We start from the raw sequence: 21933 nt of genomic DNA on the forward strand, positions 1-21933 counted from the left end.
ATCACTTCACAACTTCTACCCATCTGCCTTTTTGCAATGCGTTAATTGATGATTTATACATGGCTTCGCAATACACACCCGGCAGGTAATAATGACCGGTATATGCTGCTGTAAGCATTACATAATAGGTTACCTGCGTATCTTCATCTAAGCCAAAGTAAGTATAAACCCTGTCATCACGAATATCGCGATAGTCAGACGGTGAGGATTTAAATACTTCATCGTTATTCAGCATGCGGGTATTTAAGATCTCCCATCCGGATGGGAATATTTGCGATAGCGCCATGTTGCGGTAATTGCCATTACCAACCGGATTTTTAATGGTTACCTGTGCAACAAAGTCGGTGCCTTGTTTCAGGCTGGCAACATCAATCGGCTGGCCTTTCATGCTCAGGTAATTTACCTGCATTTGCAGAACGCTCGGATCATTACCAGCTTCCTGCTCCTGCCCTGGCAAAGGCGTACCCTGCTGAACAAGGCGTACATACAAATAATTGCTGCCGCTGTTCTTTACAACCATCTTGCCGCCGTTTGCCGGAAGCGGTGCCTGCCAGATATAAGACGGCGAGGCCACATTGCCTTTATTACCATTGGCCTGGTAATTAAACTGCAATTTGTACGGAGAATTATTCTGACCGCAATACTGGGCTATGGCCAGCAAGGCATAAGCAGTAGTTTGTGTACTGTACCAACGGTCTTCAGACAGGTGCGCCGCTACGGAGCGCAACACATCAGATGCAGCCTTTCGGCGGCCCATTAAAGTAAGTGTTTCCAGGATCATAGCCTGGTCGCGTTCGTCTGAACCATAGGTATAATCCAGCTGGTCATATGGTTTTACCTGCGTAGGCAAACCACTGATAAGCTGAGAAGCAACCTCGGGCTGGCCGGCAAGTTTATAAGTAGCAGCCAGTCTCCACTTGGCCGATACGCTGATGTACTTAAACTCTTTCAGCCTGTTCATGGCACCTAATTCAGGCGCACCCGCTAATGCCAGCAGATATAATCTGTATGATTGGGTTAGGTCTGCACCATAGAAACTGCGCGAATCAGGCGTCCAGTTTAATGCCTTTTGACGCTGGTATTTTTTCCAGTTCTCCAAAAAGCCTACCGGTAAGGTATACCCTTTAGCTTGTGCCATCAACATAAAATGCCCCGCATAATTGGTTCCCCATTCGTCGGGCTCGCCGCCGTTTGGCCAGTAGCTTAATCCGCCGCCTGGTACCTGGAAACCACCCAGCCTTGCAACCGTTGCCCGCAAATTGCGCTCAAGGTTGGCTTTCTGTTTCTGACTAAGGTCTATCAGTTGATTTAAATATAATTGTGGGAAACCGGCCGATGTGGTTTGCTCTACACAACCATATGGATACTCCAATAAATAACCCAGTCGCTTAGAAAGATTAATCGGCGGGATGGCGCTTACCTCAAGAGTTGCCTTGTTAGTACCCGTCATACCAACCGGCGAATAAGCAGCATCCCAGGTTTCGCCTGCCTTTAACTCTTTAACAATGGTACGTACAATTGGTGGATTAGGGTTCCGTATCTCCATCTCCACATCCTGTACGGCGGTTTCGCCGCCGCTTTTAGCTATGATACGTACCTTACCTACTCCCACAAAATCTTTCACATCCAGGTTAAAGGTTGCCAGCTGATCTCCGGGTTTTGTAAATGTTAGTGTTTGGGTGTTGCCGCCTGTAGATGTAAATGCGTTTGATTGTACCTGTACAGTTACGTTTTTGATGTTATTTTCCATGGCGAAAACCGTAACCGGCAGTTCAAACTTTTCTGACGGGCCAAGTACGCGCGGCAAGGTTGCCAATATCATCAAAGGCTTTTTAACCGCTACAGCTTTTTCAGCAAAACCATAGCTTCCATTATGCCCGGCTATAACCATTGCCCTTACAGAGCCGATGTATTGCGGCAAGGTAAAACGCTTGGTTTGGGTTTCGCCTTTATTTAAGTGGAATGGCCCTAAATATTTAACAACCGGTTTAAACCTGTTAACTGTTGTATTTTTATTATTACCTAAAGCCTGGTCGCCGCCAATACTAAGAATACGCTCTAAACCGCCGCCAAATGCACCGATCACATAATCAAACAAATCCCAGGTTTTAACGCCCAAAGCTTCGCGGGCATAAAATGCCTCGTGCGGGTCTGGCGTTTTAAAATTGGTAAGATCAAGTATACCTTCGTCAACAATGGCAATGGTGTAGGTCATTTCCTTTCCGGATGCTTCGGAAACCGTAATTGATGACGTAGTTTCCGGACGGATCTTATCCGGCATACTGATTACCGGTTTAAGCACGGTCTCCGGATTTTCAACGGTTATCGGTATAGCACCATACATCCTTATCGGCAGGTCATTCACGGTTTGGTTATGGTGCTGCAGCAGCGTAACGTTAATAAAAACGTTTGGCGCCATATCTTCATCTACCTTAAACTTATATTGTGTTTGACCTTTGCGGGTATCTATCCAAACCGTTTTAACAATCTTGCTACCATTTTCAAAGCTTACCAAAGCTCTGCCGTTGCTGCTTGTTGGTATGGTAAGTGTTCCTTCTTCGCCAACCTTGTAGCTCTTTTTATCTGATGTAAAAGAAAGCATGGCTGCTTCGGTAGGGTTATCCTGCTGCAGGCGTTCGGCCCAGTTTGGCCAGTCGATATAGATTAGTTTGCCGGTGGTGTGCCCGGTTTCCGGATCGGTCACCCTGATCAGGTACCGCCCCCAGTCTGCCTGCGGAACACGTAGCTTCCACTTGCCTCGGCCATTATTTAGCTGTACCGTTTCAGTGGTGATCAGCTTATTATACTGGTTTTGGGTGAAGTTGCTTAGCTCATTACCGGTTTCATCCCACCACCAGCGCCATTGCACTTTATATAGCTCCACATTAACCTTACGGCTACCGCCAAATAACTGGCCTTTGGTATTTACATCTGCTATATCAATGATGTGATCGGCATCTGTGGTTAGCATCCCGCTTAATGCACTTCCCTGCGGAACCTTTATACCTACATAACCATTGAAGATATTATAAGGCATTGATACCTGGTTAATGCTGAAATTTCCGCCCGGCTCAAATACCTTTACCAGGAAGTTAGCGCGTAACTGTCCCGGCGCCTGTTTTTCAAGATTGATGTCCGCATCAATATTGGCATTACCATTTTCATCCAGCTTACCATCAAATACATTTTGCGTTTGTGTACCGAAAGATTGTGTAGGATCATCAAACACATAGCCATCAAAGCCTTTAAAAGCAGTTGTCTGCGGCGAAAGGAAAGCATCTACCTTTGCCTTTAAATTTTGAGCCGTACCACCGAACAGCCATTTTGCATTTAACAAACCTGTGGTATGCCCTTTGGTAAGTTCTGTCTGGTTGCCAAAGTTCAGACTTAATTTAAGCCGGTTTGGCATAATGGTTTCTACCTTAATGCCTTTTTCAAATATCGCTCCGCCTACTTTTATTTTCACATTCCAGTTACCGGTTGGGGCGCTGGTAGTGGTAGCCGTGCGGAATGAGTAAAAGCCATCAACAGAGGTGGTGCGCACCATTTTTTTGTATAACTGCCCCTGTGGATTATAAAACTCAAACTCGACCGGATGATCTGGCGGTAAGGTTTTCAGTTTATCTTCAAGAATAAACGAAACGAAAATGGAGTCGCCGGGACGCCACACGCCTCTTTCTCCATAAATAAAGCCCTTCAGCCCATTTTGAATTTGCTCGCCGCCTACATCAAAACGCGACAAAGGCAGTGCGCTTCCATCATCCAGTTTCAGGTAGCCGCGTTCGTCGTCTTTTTTAGCGATCAGTAAATATGGCTTTCTCTTTAATACCAGTTTTGCAAAACCGTCACCGTCAGAGGTACCTTGCCACAACACCTGTTTCTGATAATCGAGCAGTTGCAGTGTAACGCCGCTCATCGGCTGTGCATCCAATATATTGGTAACAGCAATCAGCATGCTGTTATCGTTACCACGCTTGGTAATAAGGCCTATGTTTGACGCTATAATATTACGGGTTGCCCATTTATCTTTGGTGTAGTATGATTCTGAACAAACATCATCACGTTCAGACCAATTGTAGCCGTCCGGATAATAATTGTCATACCGCTGCCAAAACTCATCATCTTCGTCTATGCCTGTTGCATTACCTGAACTACCGCCTTCATCGTCGTAATACTCACTGTCGCTATTACTATTGCCTGTTGTACCACCTCCGGCGCTGCAATTATATAAAGAGTATGATTTCCTGAAACCTATCACCACCCTGTAGATTGCCCCAGGTTCGGTGCGCATCAGGTGGTCAATATCCAGCATAAATCGGTTTTTCTTTTTCAGGTTAAGCCCCTTGTCGTCATCAAGGCGAATGGTTTTCTGCACTACCGGCCTGCCTACCTGCCTTAACTGGTTCTCGCCATCGAAACCGTTATTTTGAAAATACTGCGGCACATTATTTTCATAAACCTTTATAATAGTTACGTCAACAGCACTAAGGTTAGTTGCCTCAAAGGGCATCATCAGCTTGCCCGAATCAGGCAAGATCACCCCTTTGCCCGGTATAGTTACCTTAGGCAGGCGGTTTTCAAAAAACACATTTGCGGTATAGGTCTTTGTTATCTTTTTGTTAACAATATCTTCTATACCTTCATTAGCAACGGCTGTGTAATTGCCTTCCAAATGCTCGGGGCCATACATTTTGATCTGGCTGCCTTCAATAGTATAAGCAAGGTCATTTACATTATTCAAGCCAATAAGGCCGCGCAGTTCCTGTCCAACTTTTATCGGGTTCGAGAACTGGTAAAGCACGTACTGATCCTGATCTTGTACCGCTTTTATCTGCAACAATTTAAAATCGCCTACAGCAGGCACATCAATATCTTCAGCCCCCTTCTTATCTACATCAATCGCATCCCCATCCCATTTGACCTGCAACTTTGATGCAGCGCCATTTGCACGCTTAAGATTATTAATAACAAACTGGTGGGTTTTATTTATTTTATTATGATGCCAGGTTACGCTTACAGGCGATGTATAATTAGCTGAAAGCATTTTTTCAACTTTCTTTGCATCTTCAACATCAGCGGTTTGTACACTGCCGGTAAATTTCATTTTATCAAGCGAAGTTGCGGTGGCAGATTGCAAGCCATCAAAGCTCACGGTAAAGTCCGGTTTTATAGTTTGCAGGCCAAAGGTAAAATGCTCCAGCTTGTCATCTACTTTAACCAGGTCGCCTAAGGCAAAATCAACTTCGTATTTTTTGTCGGGCTCAAGTTCCTTCTCCGGCCTGAACTCGATGGTTTGCGCATCTATCCAATACGCCTTCCCATTTACAGATGGTGAAATATCAAAAAGACTTTTCTTGATTTCTTCATTTTGCGAATGTGTTACCTGTACCTGGTCGGCAAATTTGATGCGGATGGTACCTGCGCGCGAAATTACACCAGCCGTGTAAGATTGGATGTATTTGCTAAAATCGCGATCGTAGTTTTTCTTTTTGTGCCTTGAAAGAATGAAAATAGCGGTAATGGCAATTGCAACAACCACTGCGGCAATAACAATATTGCGCCGGTTGATAAATGAGGAAGAGGATTGCATAGGTAGGTAAAGTTTTAATAAACTATTTAAAAGTATGAAACTTTAAACGATGTAAAGTAAAATACTTTAAATATGTTTTAAACTTTATTACATATACCGAAAACTAAGTAGAATTAAAAAACGAGGCCGGTGGATTAAAGAACGATGATTTATTTTTAACTATTCACTGACCCGGCACTCGCATATTAAACAAAACGCAAAGAATTTATACACTAAGGTTTAAGAAAAGGCTGCCCTTTTGAGGCAGCCTCTTTGATTGTTATCTTGAACCAGAGTATACCAATGTATCTACCGCTAACCTTGTGCTTGGAGCAGTACCCCAATCAAAAGCTAAATAGAATGTTTTAGTAGCCGGATCATAATGGCTGTTGTAACCCGGAGTATTTTTCAGAGTAGCATTGCCTGTTGATGATACGGTCACTTTATTTGTTGTTGGATCTACCGATAATCTTAATCCGTCAATACCTCCAACACTGCTTCCATCTCTCCAATACTGGCTGAAAGAGTTGGCAGTTGCAGAAAGTGTGGCAAGTTGTGTAGTAACGCCCGATTTAATGACACCACCTAAATTGGTATCCGGCCCGGTTGCAGAGTTACGTGTAATGGTTCCTTTCATAGTGTAAGTCCCATCGTAAATGTTTTTAGCATTAACAACCATTACCAGCGTACCATAATTACCGCTTACTGTGTTTCCGCCACCGTCAACAATTTTTAACGGCAAGCCGTAAGTTTTAGCAGGATCAAATAAGGTAGTGTTAAATTTCACATGATATTGAACCTTACCTGCACCTGCCGGTATTGTAATTTTTGTTGGAGCTGTGTACGATCCCGCAGGAAGAGAGCTGATTTGGTTATCACTGTCGCGAACTGAATTGTATTTTTTCAATACAGCGTCGTCAACAGCCATAGTAACTGTAACATCGCTGGTGTTAGGGTTTGGTGCAGCATAGTTAACATAGATATAGCTATCTACACTTGGCCCTATGGTTAAACCAAAATTCATTGAATTACCACTGCCATCACCAGCAAGGCTTGCTACAGGCAACTCTATAATTGGCGGAACTTTGGTAAAATCAGGCTGCACGTACCTGTCTTTGCAGGATACCAACGCCAGGGCCAGCAGAAATGGCACAGTTCCTATTAATAATTTCTTCTTTGTCATGATTAAAACTTTTGAATTATTTAACATCCCAGAAAACCCTTGAAGTAAACTGGTTGATTGTACCTTCAGCAATTACATTTTGTGAATTGTAATTATACTCGCTTTGTGGATACGGCATTCTAACCGGAATTTTACGTGTTGTAGCAGCCGGGTTGTTTGAAATAGGAATGTCAGCCGGTAAACCTAAACGGCGGTAATCTGACCATGCTTCAATATCATTAAAGCCATTTAAAGCAGCCCATTTCTGTCTGATAATTAGAATTAACTTTTTATCATAAGACGTTCCTTCGGCACTTACACCTGTACCAACATTATCCGGATCATTCCAGTTTGCAACAGGTTGTTCGGTCATATAAGTAGTTGCATCAGCAGCAGTAAGGCCAACTTTTATAAAAGATTGTGTTACAGCAGCAGCATAAAAAGTTTCTGCCGTTCCAGTTATCCAGCCACGTTGAGCAGCTTCGGCTTGTAAAAACAAACTTTCAAAATCTGTTATTAATGGCTGCGGCTTGCTTGCACCAAAAAGATCCTGCCCTTTTGTAGAATCTGGATTTAACGTAAGTGCCGGGCCAATTGCTGAAATAAATTGTGGCTTTTCCGCATCGGTAGCTGTAGGGCCAAAAGGATGAGCTTCATAAGTAGTGCCAGCCCCATCGTTAATAGTTGTGTAAAATCTTGTATAACGCGGGTCACCGTTGTTTATATAAAAATATAACCCGTATTGTGCTGCAAGGTAATATTGATGTCCGCCTTGTTGATTTCCTGAAGCATTATAACCGAAGTTGGCATAAAACGGATTCTGTTTGCCATCAGTATTTGAATAACCTGGCTGTACATTAGCTGTTTCGCCTGCGCCTATAAACCCGTAACCATTTGCAATAATCTTTGCAACTTCAGCTTTAATATAAGCTTCACGGCCCGGCATTTCACTTTGGCGAAGTAATAACCTTAACCTGATGGTATTGGCTAATTTACCCCACTTGGTTAAATCTGATCCATAAATAATATCATAAGCCTTATCAGAACTTGCAACAGTTGACGACTTAAGTAGCACGACAGCACTATCTAACTGTTTTGACAGATCTTCATATATAGCCTGGCCCTTATCATACTGCGGACGAATTATTTTAGTTGACTGTAATGCTTGTGTGTATGGCACATCATTGAAAAAATCAACCAGGTAAGCATAGTCAAATGCCTTCATCGTTTTAGCAAAAGCTACAAAGTATGGTTTGCCTAAAGCTTTGCCTTGTTGCTCAAGGTAATTGTAATCTTCAAGATTATCATAAAGGTTTGCCCATGGGCTTGTTGCTCCTGCGTAGTTTGAAGTGATATTATAGCTGCGCTCTTCAAGGAAACCAGAATACGCACCGCTAAAGTTCCAATAACCAAGCCACGGACCCGCAAAGCGATAAAAGTCGTAAGAACCGGTGGTAACCCTGGCTGTGGTATTTAATGCGTTAGTTAATACTAATCCCGGCGTTGCACTTGTCGCATTATTTGGATTGGTATTGATATCGAAATAATCCTTCTTACAAGCTCCCAACGCCAACGTTAGCGCTAAGGCTGATAATGTATATAATTTTCTCATTTTGCTCTTAATTAAAATCCAATGCTTGCGGTGAAACCATATAGACGTGTTGGCGGAGTTTGATTAAGGTTGCTCACACCTTGCGCATTGTCTGTTTGGGCATTTATCTCAGGGTCTGTATAAATGTTTGATTTAGGCCTGAACATAAACAGGTTACGGCCAACTAAGCCAATGCTTGCTTTTTTGATAACTTTCTGGCCTCTCAAATATCTTGCAGGTACGTCATATGATAATGACAATTCACGGATCTTAATAAAATCTGCACTGGTAACATAGTTTGAGTTAATACCAGTGCGGATAGCATTAGCCCAAAAATCGCCGCTACCGCTGTTAGTAGTAATATTGGTATTGGGAACATACACGCCTGGTGCTGTTTGAATAACTGAATTTGGATATACAAAGCGTTGACGGCCAGTTTCTGCAGAAGTATAGCTAATACCAGAGAAATCAAGTGTACCGGCAAAATCGTTATAAAAATATGCACCTGAACGTAGCTCGGCAGTACCGGCCAACGTGAAGCCTTTAAATTGGAAACTGGTAGTTAGACCTAAAATGTTTTTAGGGTTAGACTGTCCGAATATAACGTTTGTATTAGCCTGACTTGGTAAACCTGTTACAGGACTTACAATCACACGGCCTTGCGGGTCTCTTGCATAATCGCTACCCACTAACTGAGGATAAGGTAAGCCTTGCACAATGTAGTTGAAGTTACCAATGCTGATACGGTCAAGTCCCTGGTAAACCGAAAGTACTTTGTTAGTATTATAAGAATAGTTAACGCTTACATTCCAACGGAAACCGTTGCTAAGTGAGATAACCGGAGATGCAGCAATTGCAACCTCTATACCACTTGTACGGCCAGAGCCTGTATTAATTACTGCAGAACTAAAGCCTGTAGTGTTTGATATGTTAATACCTGTTTTGATCTCCTGATCTGAAGTTACACCTGTATAGGCAGACGTTTCTAAAGTGATGCGGTTATCCAGGAAGCCTAAATCTAAACCAATCTCTTTTTGTATCGATTTTTCAGGCTTTAAAGTTGGGTCATAAACTGTATTTCCTACAGAGAAACCTGCCACATTACCATAAGGGAAACCACCGCCTACACCAAATGTTGACTGTAGCTGATATGGGTCTAACTGTACAGTGTATACTTTAGAGATACCTGCTCTTAACTTACCAGATGACAGGATGTGATTGTTTTTAAGTGCAGGGATAGCATCTGTAAAAACAAAAGATGCATCTACAGCCGGGTAAAAGAATTGCCTGTTACCACGTGCTAACCTTGAGTCTTTATCCTGGCGGCCTGAACCATGTAAGAATAACCAATCTTTATATCCTACAGTTAAGTCGCCAAATAAACCGAAGGTTCGGTAACGTAACATACTTTCACCAGCAGAAGGTATACCTGAAACGTTACCTACATTGTAAAAGTTAGGGATAACCAAGGTGCCGGCACCAACACTCATGTATTGCTTCTGGTCATCAATTAACTGCGCACCAGCAATAGCTCTAAGGCTGAAATCTTTAACATTTTTATGGAATGTAGCCAGGAAATCACCGTTGTAACGTGTAAGGTACTGGTTGTTGGCACTTGTTGACGAAAGAATATCATTTACTGCAATAGACTTACCGCTTGCTTTTGCAAAATCTGAATAAGTAAATGCCGCTTGTGTATATTTATCATACTGGTAAGTTGTACTTATACCACCACGTACCAATAAATCTAACCATGAAGTAGCTTTGTAGCCTAATGATAAATTACCTAATACCTGGTCTTTACGCTCTTTTTGTCTTTGATCTTGCAAACCAAAGTAAGGGCTTTGGTAATAATCATTATAAAAGTTATTTGGATTACCCCAAAGCGAATTCAGGTCTTTATACTGGGTTAATGGAATTTCAGCAGGTGTATTAATAACGTTGTTATAAACCTGGTTGTAAGACTTATCGTAATTACGTTGAGTATAATCGAAATTGAAATTAATCGTTAATACGTCTTTATAATTACGCATGCCGTTTAAACGGATAGAAGTCCTGTTGGCCTTATCACCAGGTGTGGTGCCTTTAGAATCAAGGTGCTGGACGTTTGCAAACAATGATCCGTTTTTGTCGCCACCTGAATAAGTAACATCATTTTGAACATCCAAACCAGTATCAAAGAATTTTTTCTTTTCATCTGGCAGATTTTGGTATACGACCATCTGGCTGGTTCCATCAGCTAACGGACGGCCAATAGCCCTGGTGCTACCGTCAAACCGGTCACCAAAGTTCTGGTTTTCATATGGAGTAAATTGCGGGAAACCAAAAGCATCCTGGTTAGTACCACCGCCAAATGTAGACTGTAACTTAGGAAAGTACGATAGTTTGTTTAACATCGTAGTATTGGTAAAGGTAAAAGAACCCCCACCATCAGTGTTTCCTCTTTTAGTAGTTACAATGATTACACCATTTGAAGCTTCTGAACCATATAATGCCGCCGCAGTGGCACCTTTTAATACGTTAACGCTCTCTACATCATTAGGGTTTAATGAGTTAAGGTAATTCAGAGATGTGGTAACACCATCAACAACTAATAGTGCCTGGTTGTTACCAACAAAAGAACGGTTACCACGCAAAACAACGCGGATCTGGTCGCCCGCATCAATCTGGTTATTAGCTTGTGTAATTTGCAAACCAGCCACCTTACCAGATAAACCCTGAGCAACGTTAGTTGGCTTACTGAGTGTCAAATCTTTTGCGCTAACTGTTTGAGTGGCATAACCAAGCTCTTTTGCTTTACGCTTAATACCTAAAGCTGTGGTTACAACAACTTCCTGCAGTTGTTTGCTATCCGGAGAAAGAGTAACATTAAGATTGTTACCATGTGCTGCGGTGGTATCTTTTCTGATATAGCCAATAAAGCTAAATGAAACAGTGGTATTTTTTGAAGGTACATTTAGGGAATATATACCTTGAGCATTTGTAACAGTACCTGTACTTGTTCCTCTTACAGCAACTGTTACGCCAGGAAGTGCAGAGCCATCTTCCCTGGCTATTACCTTACCGGTAATACGTACGTTCTGGGCATTGGCAGCTGCCGAAATAAAGCCCAGAAACCATAAGCATTTTCGTAAAAATTTATTCATTATAGTGAGTTTAGTTAATAGTTAGAAAGAAATATTTGAAGCGATTAGATATTTACATTAGACCTCCTTTTTAAAATAAAACGTTTTATCTAATGATTTTTAACAATTTGATGGCAGTAAACCAACAATCATTCATTTCAAATGATTAAACGTTTTATCAATTTTAACTTAACGATTCAACTTATAAGATGTGATAAGTGGGTGCCAGGCACCCTTACAATTCAGAAATACTATTATAAAGCAGGATCTGCTGTGTAAGCCGACCAAAGTTCACCTAAAGACTTGCCGGTCACCTCTGTCCAGGTGCCATCTGTAAAAGCACGATCACGCATTTTGCTATCCAGCGCCTTCACTGCCCCCGGCTTTATTTTGGCTTCAATCCAGGCCAGGAAACGCGCCGTAATGCGGTAACTGTTTTCATAGCTTTGAGTAGATTTATATGGCGGCAAAGCCCATTTGGCAGCTGCATTATTTACGCCGAACTTATAGCGTGCATAATCTGCTATGCCTTCGGTTAACCAGCTAGGGCCGTTTGTATCGCCGTAGGCCTGTACAATGTGCATTACTTCGTGCGTAACAACGTCAATATCCTGCGGATGGGCAGTCATGTATTTTGCACTGAAAGTTACGCGGTCATTTGCGGTTGCAGCTACCCCATTATAAGTGGTATCTATTATAAAGGTAACATGCTTAGAAGTTTTTGAGTTATACGCTTTCGCCAGCTTTGGATACACAATCCAGAATGTACTGATTAGTTTGTCCTTTAAGTCCTGGCTGAAATTTGGATCCTGATTAATTACAGTTAATGTATAGCCCTTCTTTTTAATCACTTCGGGGTCTTGAGCTTTGGCAAAATGAGCAAATGCCACGCTTAATAGTAGCAGGTAAAATACTTTCTTCATGTTTATTAGTAGTATCGACGCTGTTGTTGCTTATTCAGCATAAAATCAACATTATCTTTTTGTAAAGATAAAACGATTTACCAAAAAACATAAAAAAACTTTTGCAATTAAGTAATTTTTCAAAATTCAACAGTAATAATCCCCGTTTATGCCGCTGAATTGATAAAATAATTATTTAACCATTCTTTTTAGGAGTAGAAGAAGCCCTTTCTATAATTTTTGAAGGTATTTGCAAGTTAACCTGCTCCAGGTTTAGCTCTCTGTCTTCCAATTGCGCCATGAGAATATCTACCGCAGATTTAGCAATTTCTTGTACAGGCTGTTGCACCGTAGTAATACCTGGTGGGTAAAGGTTAAAGATTTCGTCGTCATCAAAGGTTACAACGGCTATGTCTTCCGGTACACTAATTGATAGCTCTTTAAAGCATTGCAAACCCATTATACCAAGATAATTGGTTGCAAAAAATATAGCATCGAGCCCAGTTTCGTTTAAGAACTTTTTAATTGCTGCCAACTGTTCATCTTTCCCCTTTAATGCAGGCAAGGTAAGTACACGTTTTTTATCAAACTTGATTTTGGCGTCAGACAGCGCTTCTTTATAACCTCTTAAACGGTCTTGTAACTGGACTAGGTCAAAATCAATAGTCACAAAACCTATTTTACTGTAACCGCCTTTAATCAATGTGTCAACACCCTGGTATACACTTCCCATATTATCAACCAATACATGCGGAATATCAAGATCAGGAAAATATCCGTCGATCAGCACCACAGGCCTGCCTGTGGTTACTATATCCTGCACTTCTTTTTCCAAACCTTTGAGTGGAGTAATAATATAGCCATCCACTAACTGGTTCGACAGCATTTTAATAACATCTTTACCTTTTTGTATACTGTTATTGGTACTACAATAAATAATACCATATCCACGGCGCTCGGCCTCCTCCTCTATCACTTTTGCTACTTCGCCAAAAAACGGGCCGCCTATATTTTCAACAAGCAAACCAATTACTTTTGATTCGCCTGTACGTAAGCCTACAGCCATACGGTTAGGTTCATAACCGTTCTCGGCGGCAACCTCTAATATTTTCTGCGAAAGTTCTTTACTGGTTCTACCTTTACCGTTAAGCACGAAAGAGACAGTCGTGATGGAAGTATTGGTTAATTTGGCAATATCTTTAATTGATATTTTTTTCGGAGTCATTGTGGGATCTGGATATATTAGGTCAGGCTTTAAAACGTATTTTCACAAAAAATATTTTAAAATCTAACCAACAGGCAAATTATTATAATTAAGAACGCTAATAAACGAATAACAGATGAATATTTAAGTAATATTTAATATGTTAACCTGGGTTGCAGCAATTTTTATTATTATCGGGTAAAATAATGAATATCTCTCCAAAACTTACCCGCCTTGATATGTCCATGATCATGATCAGCCTGGTGATTGGCATGGGTATATTTGCAACACCTGCCGAGGTTGCCGGTTATTTAAACCAGCCTTATACTTATTTTGCTGCATGGTTTATAGGTGGTGTGGTCAGTTTTTGCGGAGCCTTAACTTTTGCAGAAATAGGCTCGGCATATCCCAGCACAGGTGGTTTTTATAAAGTATTTTCTTTTTGTTTTCACCCTGCCTTTGCTTTCATGATCAACTGGATACTTGTTATAAGCAATGCTATGTCGGTGGCAGCCATAACCATTATCGGTGCGCAATATATTAGCCCGTTTGTAATACCTCATCATATTGCATATAATACCGGTATACGCCTTATAACCATCACATCTGTACTGGCCCTGTATCTGCTTAACTTAAAAGGCATTAAAGCAAGCGCTAAAACACAAAACGTACTTACTGTTTTCAAGATTGCCTTAATACTGGTTATTTCATTAGCTGTTTTTAAAACAGATGTTCATATAACCGCGCCTGCACAAAGCCTTAATCAGTTAAACCCGATAAATTCATTAGGGTTAAGTATGGTAGCTATTTTCTTTGCTTACGGAGGTTACCAGCAAACTATCAATTTTGGAGGGGATGTTATTAACGCCCGGCAAAATTTGCCCAAAGCAATTTTCACCGGTATGCTGGTGGTAATTGCCCTGTACATGATCATCAATTATGCCTACATTTCTGTGTTAGGTATAGAGAACCTTAAACTTAAACCTGCCTTAGCCGCTACAATGGCCGGAGTGCTGCTTGGTAGCGCAGGCTATAAAATTGTATCGGTGCTTATGTTCACCTCGGTACTTGCTTACGTAAATGTAAATATACTGGCCAACCCCAGGGTTTATTACGCCATGGCCGAAGACGGTATTTTGCCCAACATTTTTAAACGGATTAATAAACGCACACAGGTACAGGAATTTGGCCTCAGCTTTTTTGTATTTGCTATCATCCTGGTGCTGATATTTATTGACTCTTTTAAAAAAGTACTCAGCTATGTGATGTTTTTTGATACAATCGGCCTTTCTTTATCTGCTTTATGTATCTTCATTTTAAGAGCAAAACAAAAAAATAGCGATAACATTCCAGGTGTTTTCCGTATAAAGTGGTACCCGCTGGTACCATTAATATTTATTATATGCTACTGGGCAGTTACTGTGGTTATTTTTATTGAACACCCCGTTGGAGCATTGATCTGCCTTTCATCATTTCTTGTCGGGCTGATTATTTACTATTTTACCAAACGCAACCAAAAGGTTATTACACTTCATAATTAGATGGACTTATCATACATACTGAACGAATTAGGAGAAGACAGACACAGATACTTCAATGCCGTATCCCCACCCATCATTCAATCAAGCAACTTTGCTTTTAATACCGTAAGTGACCTCAGAAACGCCATGGCCGATGAGTTTGAGAATAACTTGTATTCGCGAGGCAATAACCCAACAGTTGATATACTGAGAAAGAAACTGGCAGCGCTTGACGGTGCCGAGGATGCCTTACTGTTCAGCAGCGGCATTGCGGCTATTACCGTCCCAATGCTTGCGCTCTTAAAAAAAGGAGACCATATAGTGGCGGTTGAAAACAGCTATAGCTGGTCTGATAAGTTTTTCAAAGACTTTTTGCCCCGATTTGGTGTTGAGGTAACTTTAATTAACGGGTCAGAAACAGCTGACTTTGAAACTGCGATACAACAGCAAACCCGCATTATATTTCTGGAAAGCCCTAATACCTTAAGCTATGAGCTGCAGGATATAAAGAAAATAGCACATTTAGCTCAATCCAAAAACATTATCACCATTATTGATAACAGTTATTGCAGCCCGCTCTTTCAGCAACCTATTTTGGCCGGGATTGACCTTGTTGCGCAGTCTGCCACAAAATATATCGGCGGCCACTCTGATGTAATGGCGGGTGTACTTACCGGCAGTAAAGCGCTGATCAAAAAGATATTTGAAAACGAATTTATGAATCTGGGGCCAGCCATATCCCCCCAGTCGGCCTGGTTATTATTACGCGGCCTGCGCACCTTACCCTTAAGGCTGAACCGTAGCTTTGAAACTACTAAAGTCATTACAAAATGGCTTAGCGAGCACAGCGGTATAGCATCAATAACATGGCCATTTTCATCATCCTTTCCGCAGCTGACACTTGCACAAGAGCAGATGAAAGGTTGTGGGGGACTTTTCAGTTTCACGCTCAAAGATTCAAACCTGAATAAGATTGAAAGCTTTTGCAATAACCTTAAACATATCTTACTTGCAGTTTCATGGGGAGGGCACGAAAGTTTGGTAATACCGGCCATTTGTAGTATTAAAGCTAAAGATTATGACCTTAACAACAACAGGCACCAGTTGATTCGCATGTATGTTGGCCTTGAAGAACCTGCTTACTTAATTCAAGATATTAACCAGGCACTTTCAAGCCTGATATAGTTACAGGTTTACTTGTTTTATAATGCTTACTTATACCTCTTTTATAGGTTAATGTGTCACAATAACACCAATAGGTTACTTCCGATTATTAATGTTATTGTATCAAAAAAACGGTTATAAATAAATGTAATAGTTAAAAAACAAGCACTTTACGTTTCATTTTTACAAAATTGTAAATGTTACACTAAGCATATTATAATATCCATAATTTTACACTCGCTTATAGCATTAACAGGTAATTAACATTTAGTTTTCATCTGCCTAATATGGTGAATGGTTTTATCAAGCTTTCTGAAAATGAACTTATGGACATGCTCCGTAAGGATGAGCTTGAAGCATTCCGCCATATCTATAATCAATATTGGAAAAAGCTTTACAGTGAGGCTTATAAAAGGTTGAAAGATACAGACCTTGCAGAAGAAGCTGTACAGGATGTTTTTGCTAACTTCTGGTTAAAAAGGCATCAGATCAATATTACATCAACTATAGGCGGCTACCTTAATAATTCATTAACTTATCTTGTAATTGACTTATACCGTAAAGAATCGGTAAGGCAAAAGTATGCAGAGCGCTTTAAAACCGGGCATACCGAAATTGATAACACCACAGAGCATGAAATTGCGTATCGTGAACTTACTTACAACATTGACTCGCAAATAAACCTGCTACCTGAAAAATGCCGTTCGGTATTTGAACTTAGCCGCAAGCAATACAAAACCAATAAAGAGATCTCGGCACAACTTTCTATTTCAGAAAAAACTGTTGAAAATCACCTCACTAACGCTATCAAAAGGTTGCGCCATGGCCTTAGCCATTACCTCGTGATCCTGGTTGTACTGGTGCTTAAATAAATTTTCATTTTTATTTAGGGGATAAGCCTGCCTTGCACGTCATGTATTTTATAAACCATAATTATTTTCTCTTTTCATGAATAAATCTTTACCTGTAGAATTACTGGAAAAGTATATCAGCGGACGCTGTTCTGATGATGAAATACTATTGGTTAAGCAATGGTACAAATCATTCGGGCATGATTATGATCATGCCTCGGCCCTTGATGTGCATGAAGAGAGCGAACTTAAAGAAAGGATGTATCAAAACATTCTTGACAAGATTGAAGCGGCTGATCATAAAGAACAAAAGGTACGCAGTTTAAGTAAGTGGTACAAAATTTCGGCAGCGGCAGCGGTTATTATTGCATGTACCGCAACGTTTATCACTTTGAAGCAGAAACATGCTGCTGATAAGCAACAGGCTCTGGTTAATTCAGACATGGTAGTGATTACCAATAACACCAACCAGATTTACAAATCAGTATTGCCAGACCATAGCGCCGTGTGGATTAAACCGCATTCAAAGCTTTCGTTCCCTAAAATTTTCAGCACAAGTGCACGGATGGTATCCATGGCGGGCGAATGCTTTTTTGAGGTGACCAAAAACCCGCAAAAGCCATTTGTTATCAGCAGCCGTTCAATAATTACAAAGGTTTGGGGTACCAGCTTTTTGATCCGCGACAGAGACGACAAGCCATCGGCTGATGTTTCGGTACTTACCGGCAAAGTATCTGTAAGTATTAAGGATAAAGTAACCGGCAATCTTACTGACCTTAAAATCAATAAAGACGAGGTGATGATCTATCCTCATCAAAAGGTGGTTTACCTTGCTGCCCAGCACACCTTAAAACCGCTTGCAAAAAGCAACGAACCAGCTTTACAGATCTGGAATAGGGTTAATCTTTCTTTCGATAATAAGCCTTTAAGCGCCATTATACCTGTGCTTAATTCAAAGTTTCATGTACACATTACCGTGTCAAATGCAAAATTCAATCAGTATGTGCTTACTGCCGACCTTTCGGGCTTTAACCTGCCCGAAGTATTGGAGGCTTTAAAGAAATCGCTGAATGTGAATTATGAGATGAAGCAAAATGAAATCCAATTAGTATAAATCAATTATTAACCAAATGATAAACGCCGAATGAAAAATAAATTACAAACCTAATGATCAATGTGTGGCCATGCAGCCATATCTCTTAAAATAAAAAAGCTTAGAAGTGTTCCAGCACTCCTAAGCCATAAAATCAAAGTCCCTTCTAAGCAAAGAACACCCGAGGGTGAAGGGCTTTTAATTGTCTCATTTTTAAATAGAAACATATAAATATATGAAAATTCATTTACGAAGGTCTATTCCCTGGAGTAAAATCATGAAGATTACCCTAAGTCAGGTACTTGTAACCGCAATGATTAGCGGTGTTACGTATGCAAGTCCGCTGAAAGCGCAAAACATCCTTGATAAAAAAGTTGATCTGTCTGTTGAGAGCATCAGCGTACAGGATGTACTTAACTATTTACAAAAAGCTGATAACGTAAAGTTTATCTACAGCGCAAACACAATAGATGTCACGAAAAAAGTATCTGTAAATTTCAAAGATCAACCTTTGAAAAAGGTACTTGATAATGTCTTAACCAATAACGGCATCGACTATACCGTATTAAAAGACAGGATCATCTTAGGTAAAAAAGGTGCAGCTACAGCAACTGAATCAAATGGCAACACAATCGACTTAACTGCTGAAGGTTCTGCTACTAACAACGCAGTTATTCCTGTAAGCGGTAAAATTGTCGACGAAACAGGCCAACCTGTAATTGGTGCAACGGTTGTAGAAAAAGGCACAACCAACGGCGTTTCTGTAGGCGTGGACGGTTCTTATAAACTTAACGTAAACAGCACTAACTCGGTGCTTGTTGTTTCGTTTTTAGGCTATGCTTCACAAGAAATTCCGGTAGGCAGCCAAACAGTAATTAACGTTACCCTGCGTGCAGACAACAAAACCCTTAACGAGGTAGTAGTTGTAGGTTATGGTACACAAAAAAGAACTACAGTAACAGGTGCTATCAGCAGCGTTAAGGCTTCTGATCTGGAAAACCAGCAGATTACCCGTGTTGATGATGCCTTAAAAGGCCGTACCCCGGGTGTAAACGTTGTTCAAAGCTCTGGTGCTCCGGGTGCTGCCCCTACCGTACGTGTACGTGGTATCACCTCTATCAACAATAGCGACCCTCTTTACGTAATTGATGGTGTTATTGTGACCAACGGTGGTATTGATAACATCAATCCTAACGATATCGAGTCAATGGACGTACTGAAAGATGCATCAGCTGCTATCTACGGTTCACGTGCATCAAACGGCGTTATCCTGATAACCACTAAAAAAGGTAAAACAGGCCCTGCTAAAATTTCTTACAATGGCTATACAGGCTGGCAGTCACCAGTAAAAAAGGTTGACCTGGCTAATGCTACACAGTACGCTACTTTAAGAAACCAGGCGGTAACTAATGATGGCGGTACTGCTCCGTTTGCTAATCCTGCTCAATATGGTACAGGTACCAACTGGCAGGATGTTATTTTCGCTAACAATGCATTTATCCAAAATCATAACTTAAGCATTAGTGGTGCAAATGATAATGCAAGTTATTACACTTCTTTTGGTTACTTAGATCAGGATGGTATCGTTTTACCACAAATTTCGAACTACAAAAGGTTTAACTTTACTACTAATACCAGCTTTAAGCTGAAAAAATGGTTAACTGTTGGTGAAAACTTCACCTATACTTATACCCGCAACCAAGGCATAGGTAATACCAACAGCGTATTTGGTGGCCCGCTTAGCTCAGCATTAAACCTTGACCCGCTTACGCCAACTGTAGTAACAGATATCAACGCTCAGCCTAATGCCAGCGTTTACACTTCAAATGCGAAATACATTTTAAGAAATGCTTTAGGCCAGCCTTACGGTATCTCTAACTATGTACAGAACGAGATCACTAACCCGTTAGCTTATGCACAAAATCAAGCTGGCAACTTTGGCTATTCGCATAACCTTTTAGGTAGCGCATTTGTTGAGGTTACACCTATTGCAGGTTTAAAAATACGTTCACAGATCAGTGGAAAAGAAGCATTTTATGGCAGCAAATCATTCACCCCGCTTTATTATTTAAACGGCAGCTCAAGTAACCTGTCGGCTACTTCACAATATCTTGACAGCGAAAGTAACCTGACCTGGAACTTAGATAATACAGCTTCATATACACGCTCATTCGGCCTGCATAATGTAAGCGCATTAGTTGGTTTCAGTGCACAACGCCAGAGCGGTTTTGGCTTAAATGGCACTTTCCTTGGCGAACCTGTTAATACTTTTAATGAGGCTTCTCCAAACTTTGCACTTGTTAATGCTAACAAAATTGCAAACGGTTATGATAACCAGCCATATTCACTGGCTTCAACATTCGCCCGTATTACTTACGATTACGACCAGAAATATTTATTCACTGGTATTATCCGCCGTGACGGCTCATCGAAATTTGGTAGCAACAACGTTTACGGTACCTTCCCTTCAGGAGAAATTGGTTACGTAATGACCCGTGAAGATTGGTTCCCTAAAAATACATTTATCGACTTCTTAAAGATCCGTGGATCTTATGGTGTAGTGGGTAACGAAATGTCGCTTAACCCATTCCAGTACCTATCAACCATTGGTAGCGGCCGTAACTATGTATTTGGTAATCCGAACACTTTATATGTAGGTTATAGCCCTAACGCTCCTTCAAACCCGGATTTGAAATGGGAAGAAACCCATACAGCTGACATTGGTTTAGATCTGACTTTATTCAACAACTTAAGCGTTAACTTAGACGTATATCAGAAAAAAACCAAAGGTATGCTGCAACAGGTTCAGTTACCTGCTTATGCCGGTTTTGCCGGACAGCCATCTGCCAACATTGGCGACATGGAAAACAAAGGTATCGAGGTTAGCCTTTCATACAACAACCGCATTGGCGACTTTAAATATAACGTAGGCGGTAACCTTGCTTACAATCATAACGAAGTAACTTACCTTGGTACACAGATCAACTACTTTACTGTAGGTAACGTACAAAGTACAGCTTACGAGATTGGCCGTACACAAGTTGGACACCCGGTAGGTGCTTTCTATGGCTTCCAGGAGGTTGGTACATTTAAGTCACAAGCCGAGATCAACTCATACACCAATGCAAGCGGTGCTTTGATACAACCAAACGCTAAACCGGGTGACTTTAAATGGGTGGATACTAATGGCGATGGTAAAATTGATGCTAATGACCGTACCTGGTTAGGCAATCCACTGCCAACATTCACTTATGGTGTTAACTTATCAGGCAGCTATAAACAATTTGATTTCTTGTTATTTGGTCAGGGTGCATGGGGTAATAAAATTTACCAGGCTTACCGTCGTTTAGATTTAAATACAGCTAACTATCCGCTTGCTGCACTTAATGCATGGTCTCCATCAAACGCAAGCAGCAACTACCCTCGCCTGTCTGACGCAGATCCGAACAATAACTTTAAAAACCCATCAAACTTCTATCTGCAAAGCGGTGCTTACTTCCGCATTAAAACTTTGCAGGTTGGATACACTATTCCTAAAAACTGGTTAAAAGCAGCTGATATACAAAAAGTACGTGTATTCTTAAGCAGCAATAACCTGCTTACCATTACCGGTTACAAAGGCTTCGATCCGGAGATCGGCGCTAACAGCAATGGTTCAGTTGGCATAGGTGGTATCGATATGGGTGTTTACCCACAAGCGCGTACACTTATGGTTGGGCTTGATATAACATTATAATTTTAATTAGTTAAGA

General features: G+C 41.0%; 11 protein-coding genes. 5 read left to right on the forward strand and 6 right to left on the reverse strand.

Features of this window, described 5'->3' with window-relative positions:
- Window position 1: 1 nt before the first annotated feature.
- From PQ461_RS15840 to PQ461_RS15865, 6 genes are all read right to left on the reverse strand, one after another.
- Window positions 2–5590 (reverse strand): MG2 domain-containing protein, encoded by a 5589-nt coding sequence (locus tag PQ461_RS15840; RefSeq protein ID WP_274206507.1) that lies wholly within the window; start codon window positions 5588–5590, stop codon window positions 2–4.
- A gap of 259 nt (window positions 5591–5849) precedes the next feature.
- Entirely contained in the window at window positions 5850–6752 is a 903-nt protein-coding gene (locus PQ461_RS15845; RefSeq protein ID WP_274206508.1) for a DUF1735 domain-containing protein, read from the reverse strand.
- A gap of 16 nt (window positions 6753–6768) precedes the next feature.
- Window positions 6769–8343 carry a SusD/RagB family nutrient-binding outer membrane lipoprotein gene (locus tag PQ461_RS15850; protein ID WP_274206509.1) on the reverse strand — a complete coding sequence of 525 codons (1575 nt, stop codon included), beginning with the start codon at window positions 8341–8343 and terminating at the stop codon, window positions 6769–6771.
- 11 nt (window positions 8344–8354) lie between these two features.
- Window positions 8355–11468, reverse strand: a complete 3114-nt coding sequence (locus PQ461_RS15855) for a SusC/RagA family TonB-linked outer membrane protein (RefSeq protein WP_274206510.1) — start codon at window positions 11466–11468, stop codon at window positions 8355–8357.
- Between the two features lie 233 nt (window positions 11469–11701).
- The gene (locus PQ461_RS15860; RefSeq protein ID WP_274206511.1) at window positions 11702–12370 is read right to left on the reverse strand and encodes a basic secretory protein-like protein; all 669 of its coding nucleotides are present in this window, start codon (window positions 12368–12370) and stop codon (window positions 11702–11704) included.
- A 175-nt stretch (window positions 12371–12545) separates the two neighbouring features.
- Complete coding sequence (locus tag PQ461_RS15865) at window positions 12546–13574, reverse strand: LacI family DNA-binding transcriptional regulator (RefSeq protein WP_274206512.1); 1029 nt, start codon at window positions 13572–13574, stop codon at window positions 12546–12548.
- 185 nt (window positions 13575–13759) lie between these two features.
- Between PQ461_RS15865 and PQ461_RS15870 the strand changes: the two genes are divergently transcribed.
- The 5 genes from PQ461_RS15870 to PQ461_RS15890 all read left to right on the forward strand — a co-directional run bounded on the left by PQ461_RS15870 (window position 13760) and on the right by PQ461_RS15890 (window position 21917).
- Entirely contained in the window at window positions 13760–15094 is a 1335-nt protein-coding gene (locus PQ461_RS15870; RefSeq protein ID WP_274206513.1) for an APC family permease, read from the forward strand.
- Window positions 15095–16258 (forward strand): aminotransferase class I/II-fold pyridoxal phosphate-dependent enzyme, encoded by a 1164-nt coding sequence (locus tag PQ461_RS15875; protein ID WP_274206514.1) that lies wholly within the window; start codon window positions 15095–15097, stop codon window positions 16256–16258.
- 305 nt (window positions 16259–16563) lie between these two features.
- Window positions 16564–17109, forward strand: a complete 546-nt coding sequence (locus PQ461_RS15880; protein WP_274206515.1) for an RNA polymerase sigma-70 factor — start codon at window positions 16564–16566, stop codon at window positions 17107–17109.
- 76 nt (window positions 17110–17185) lie between these two features.
- Entirely contained in the window at window positions 17186–18202 is a 1017-nt protein-coding gene (locus PQ461_RS15885) for a FecR family protein (protein WP_274206516.1), read from the forward strand.
- Between the two features lie 256 nt (window positions 18203–18458).
- Window positions 18459–21917, forward strand: coding sequence for a TonB-dependent receptor (locus PQ461_RS15890; protein WP_274206517.1), 3459 nt, complete (start codon window positions 18459–18461; stop codon window positions 21915–21917).
- The last annotated feature ends 16 nt before the right edge of the window (window positions 21918–21933 follow it).

The organism is Mucilaginibacter sp. KACC 22063 (genome assembly GCF_028736115.1).
GTDB lineage: Bacteria > Bacteroidota > Bacteroidia > Sphingobacteriales > Sphingobacteriaceae > Mucilaginibacter.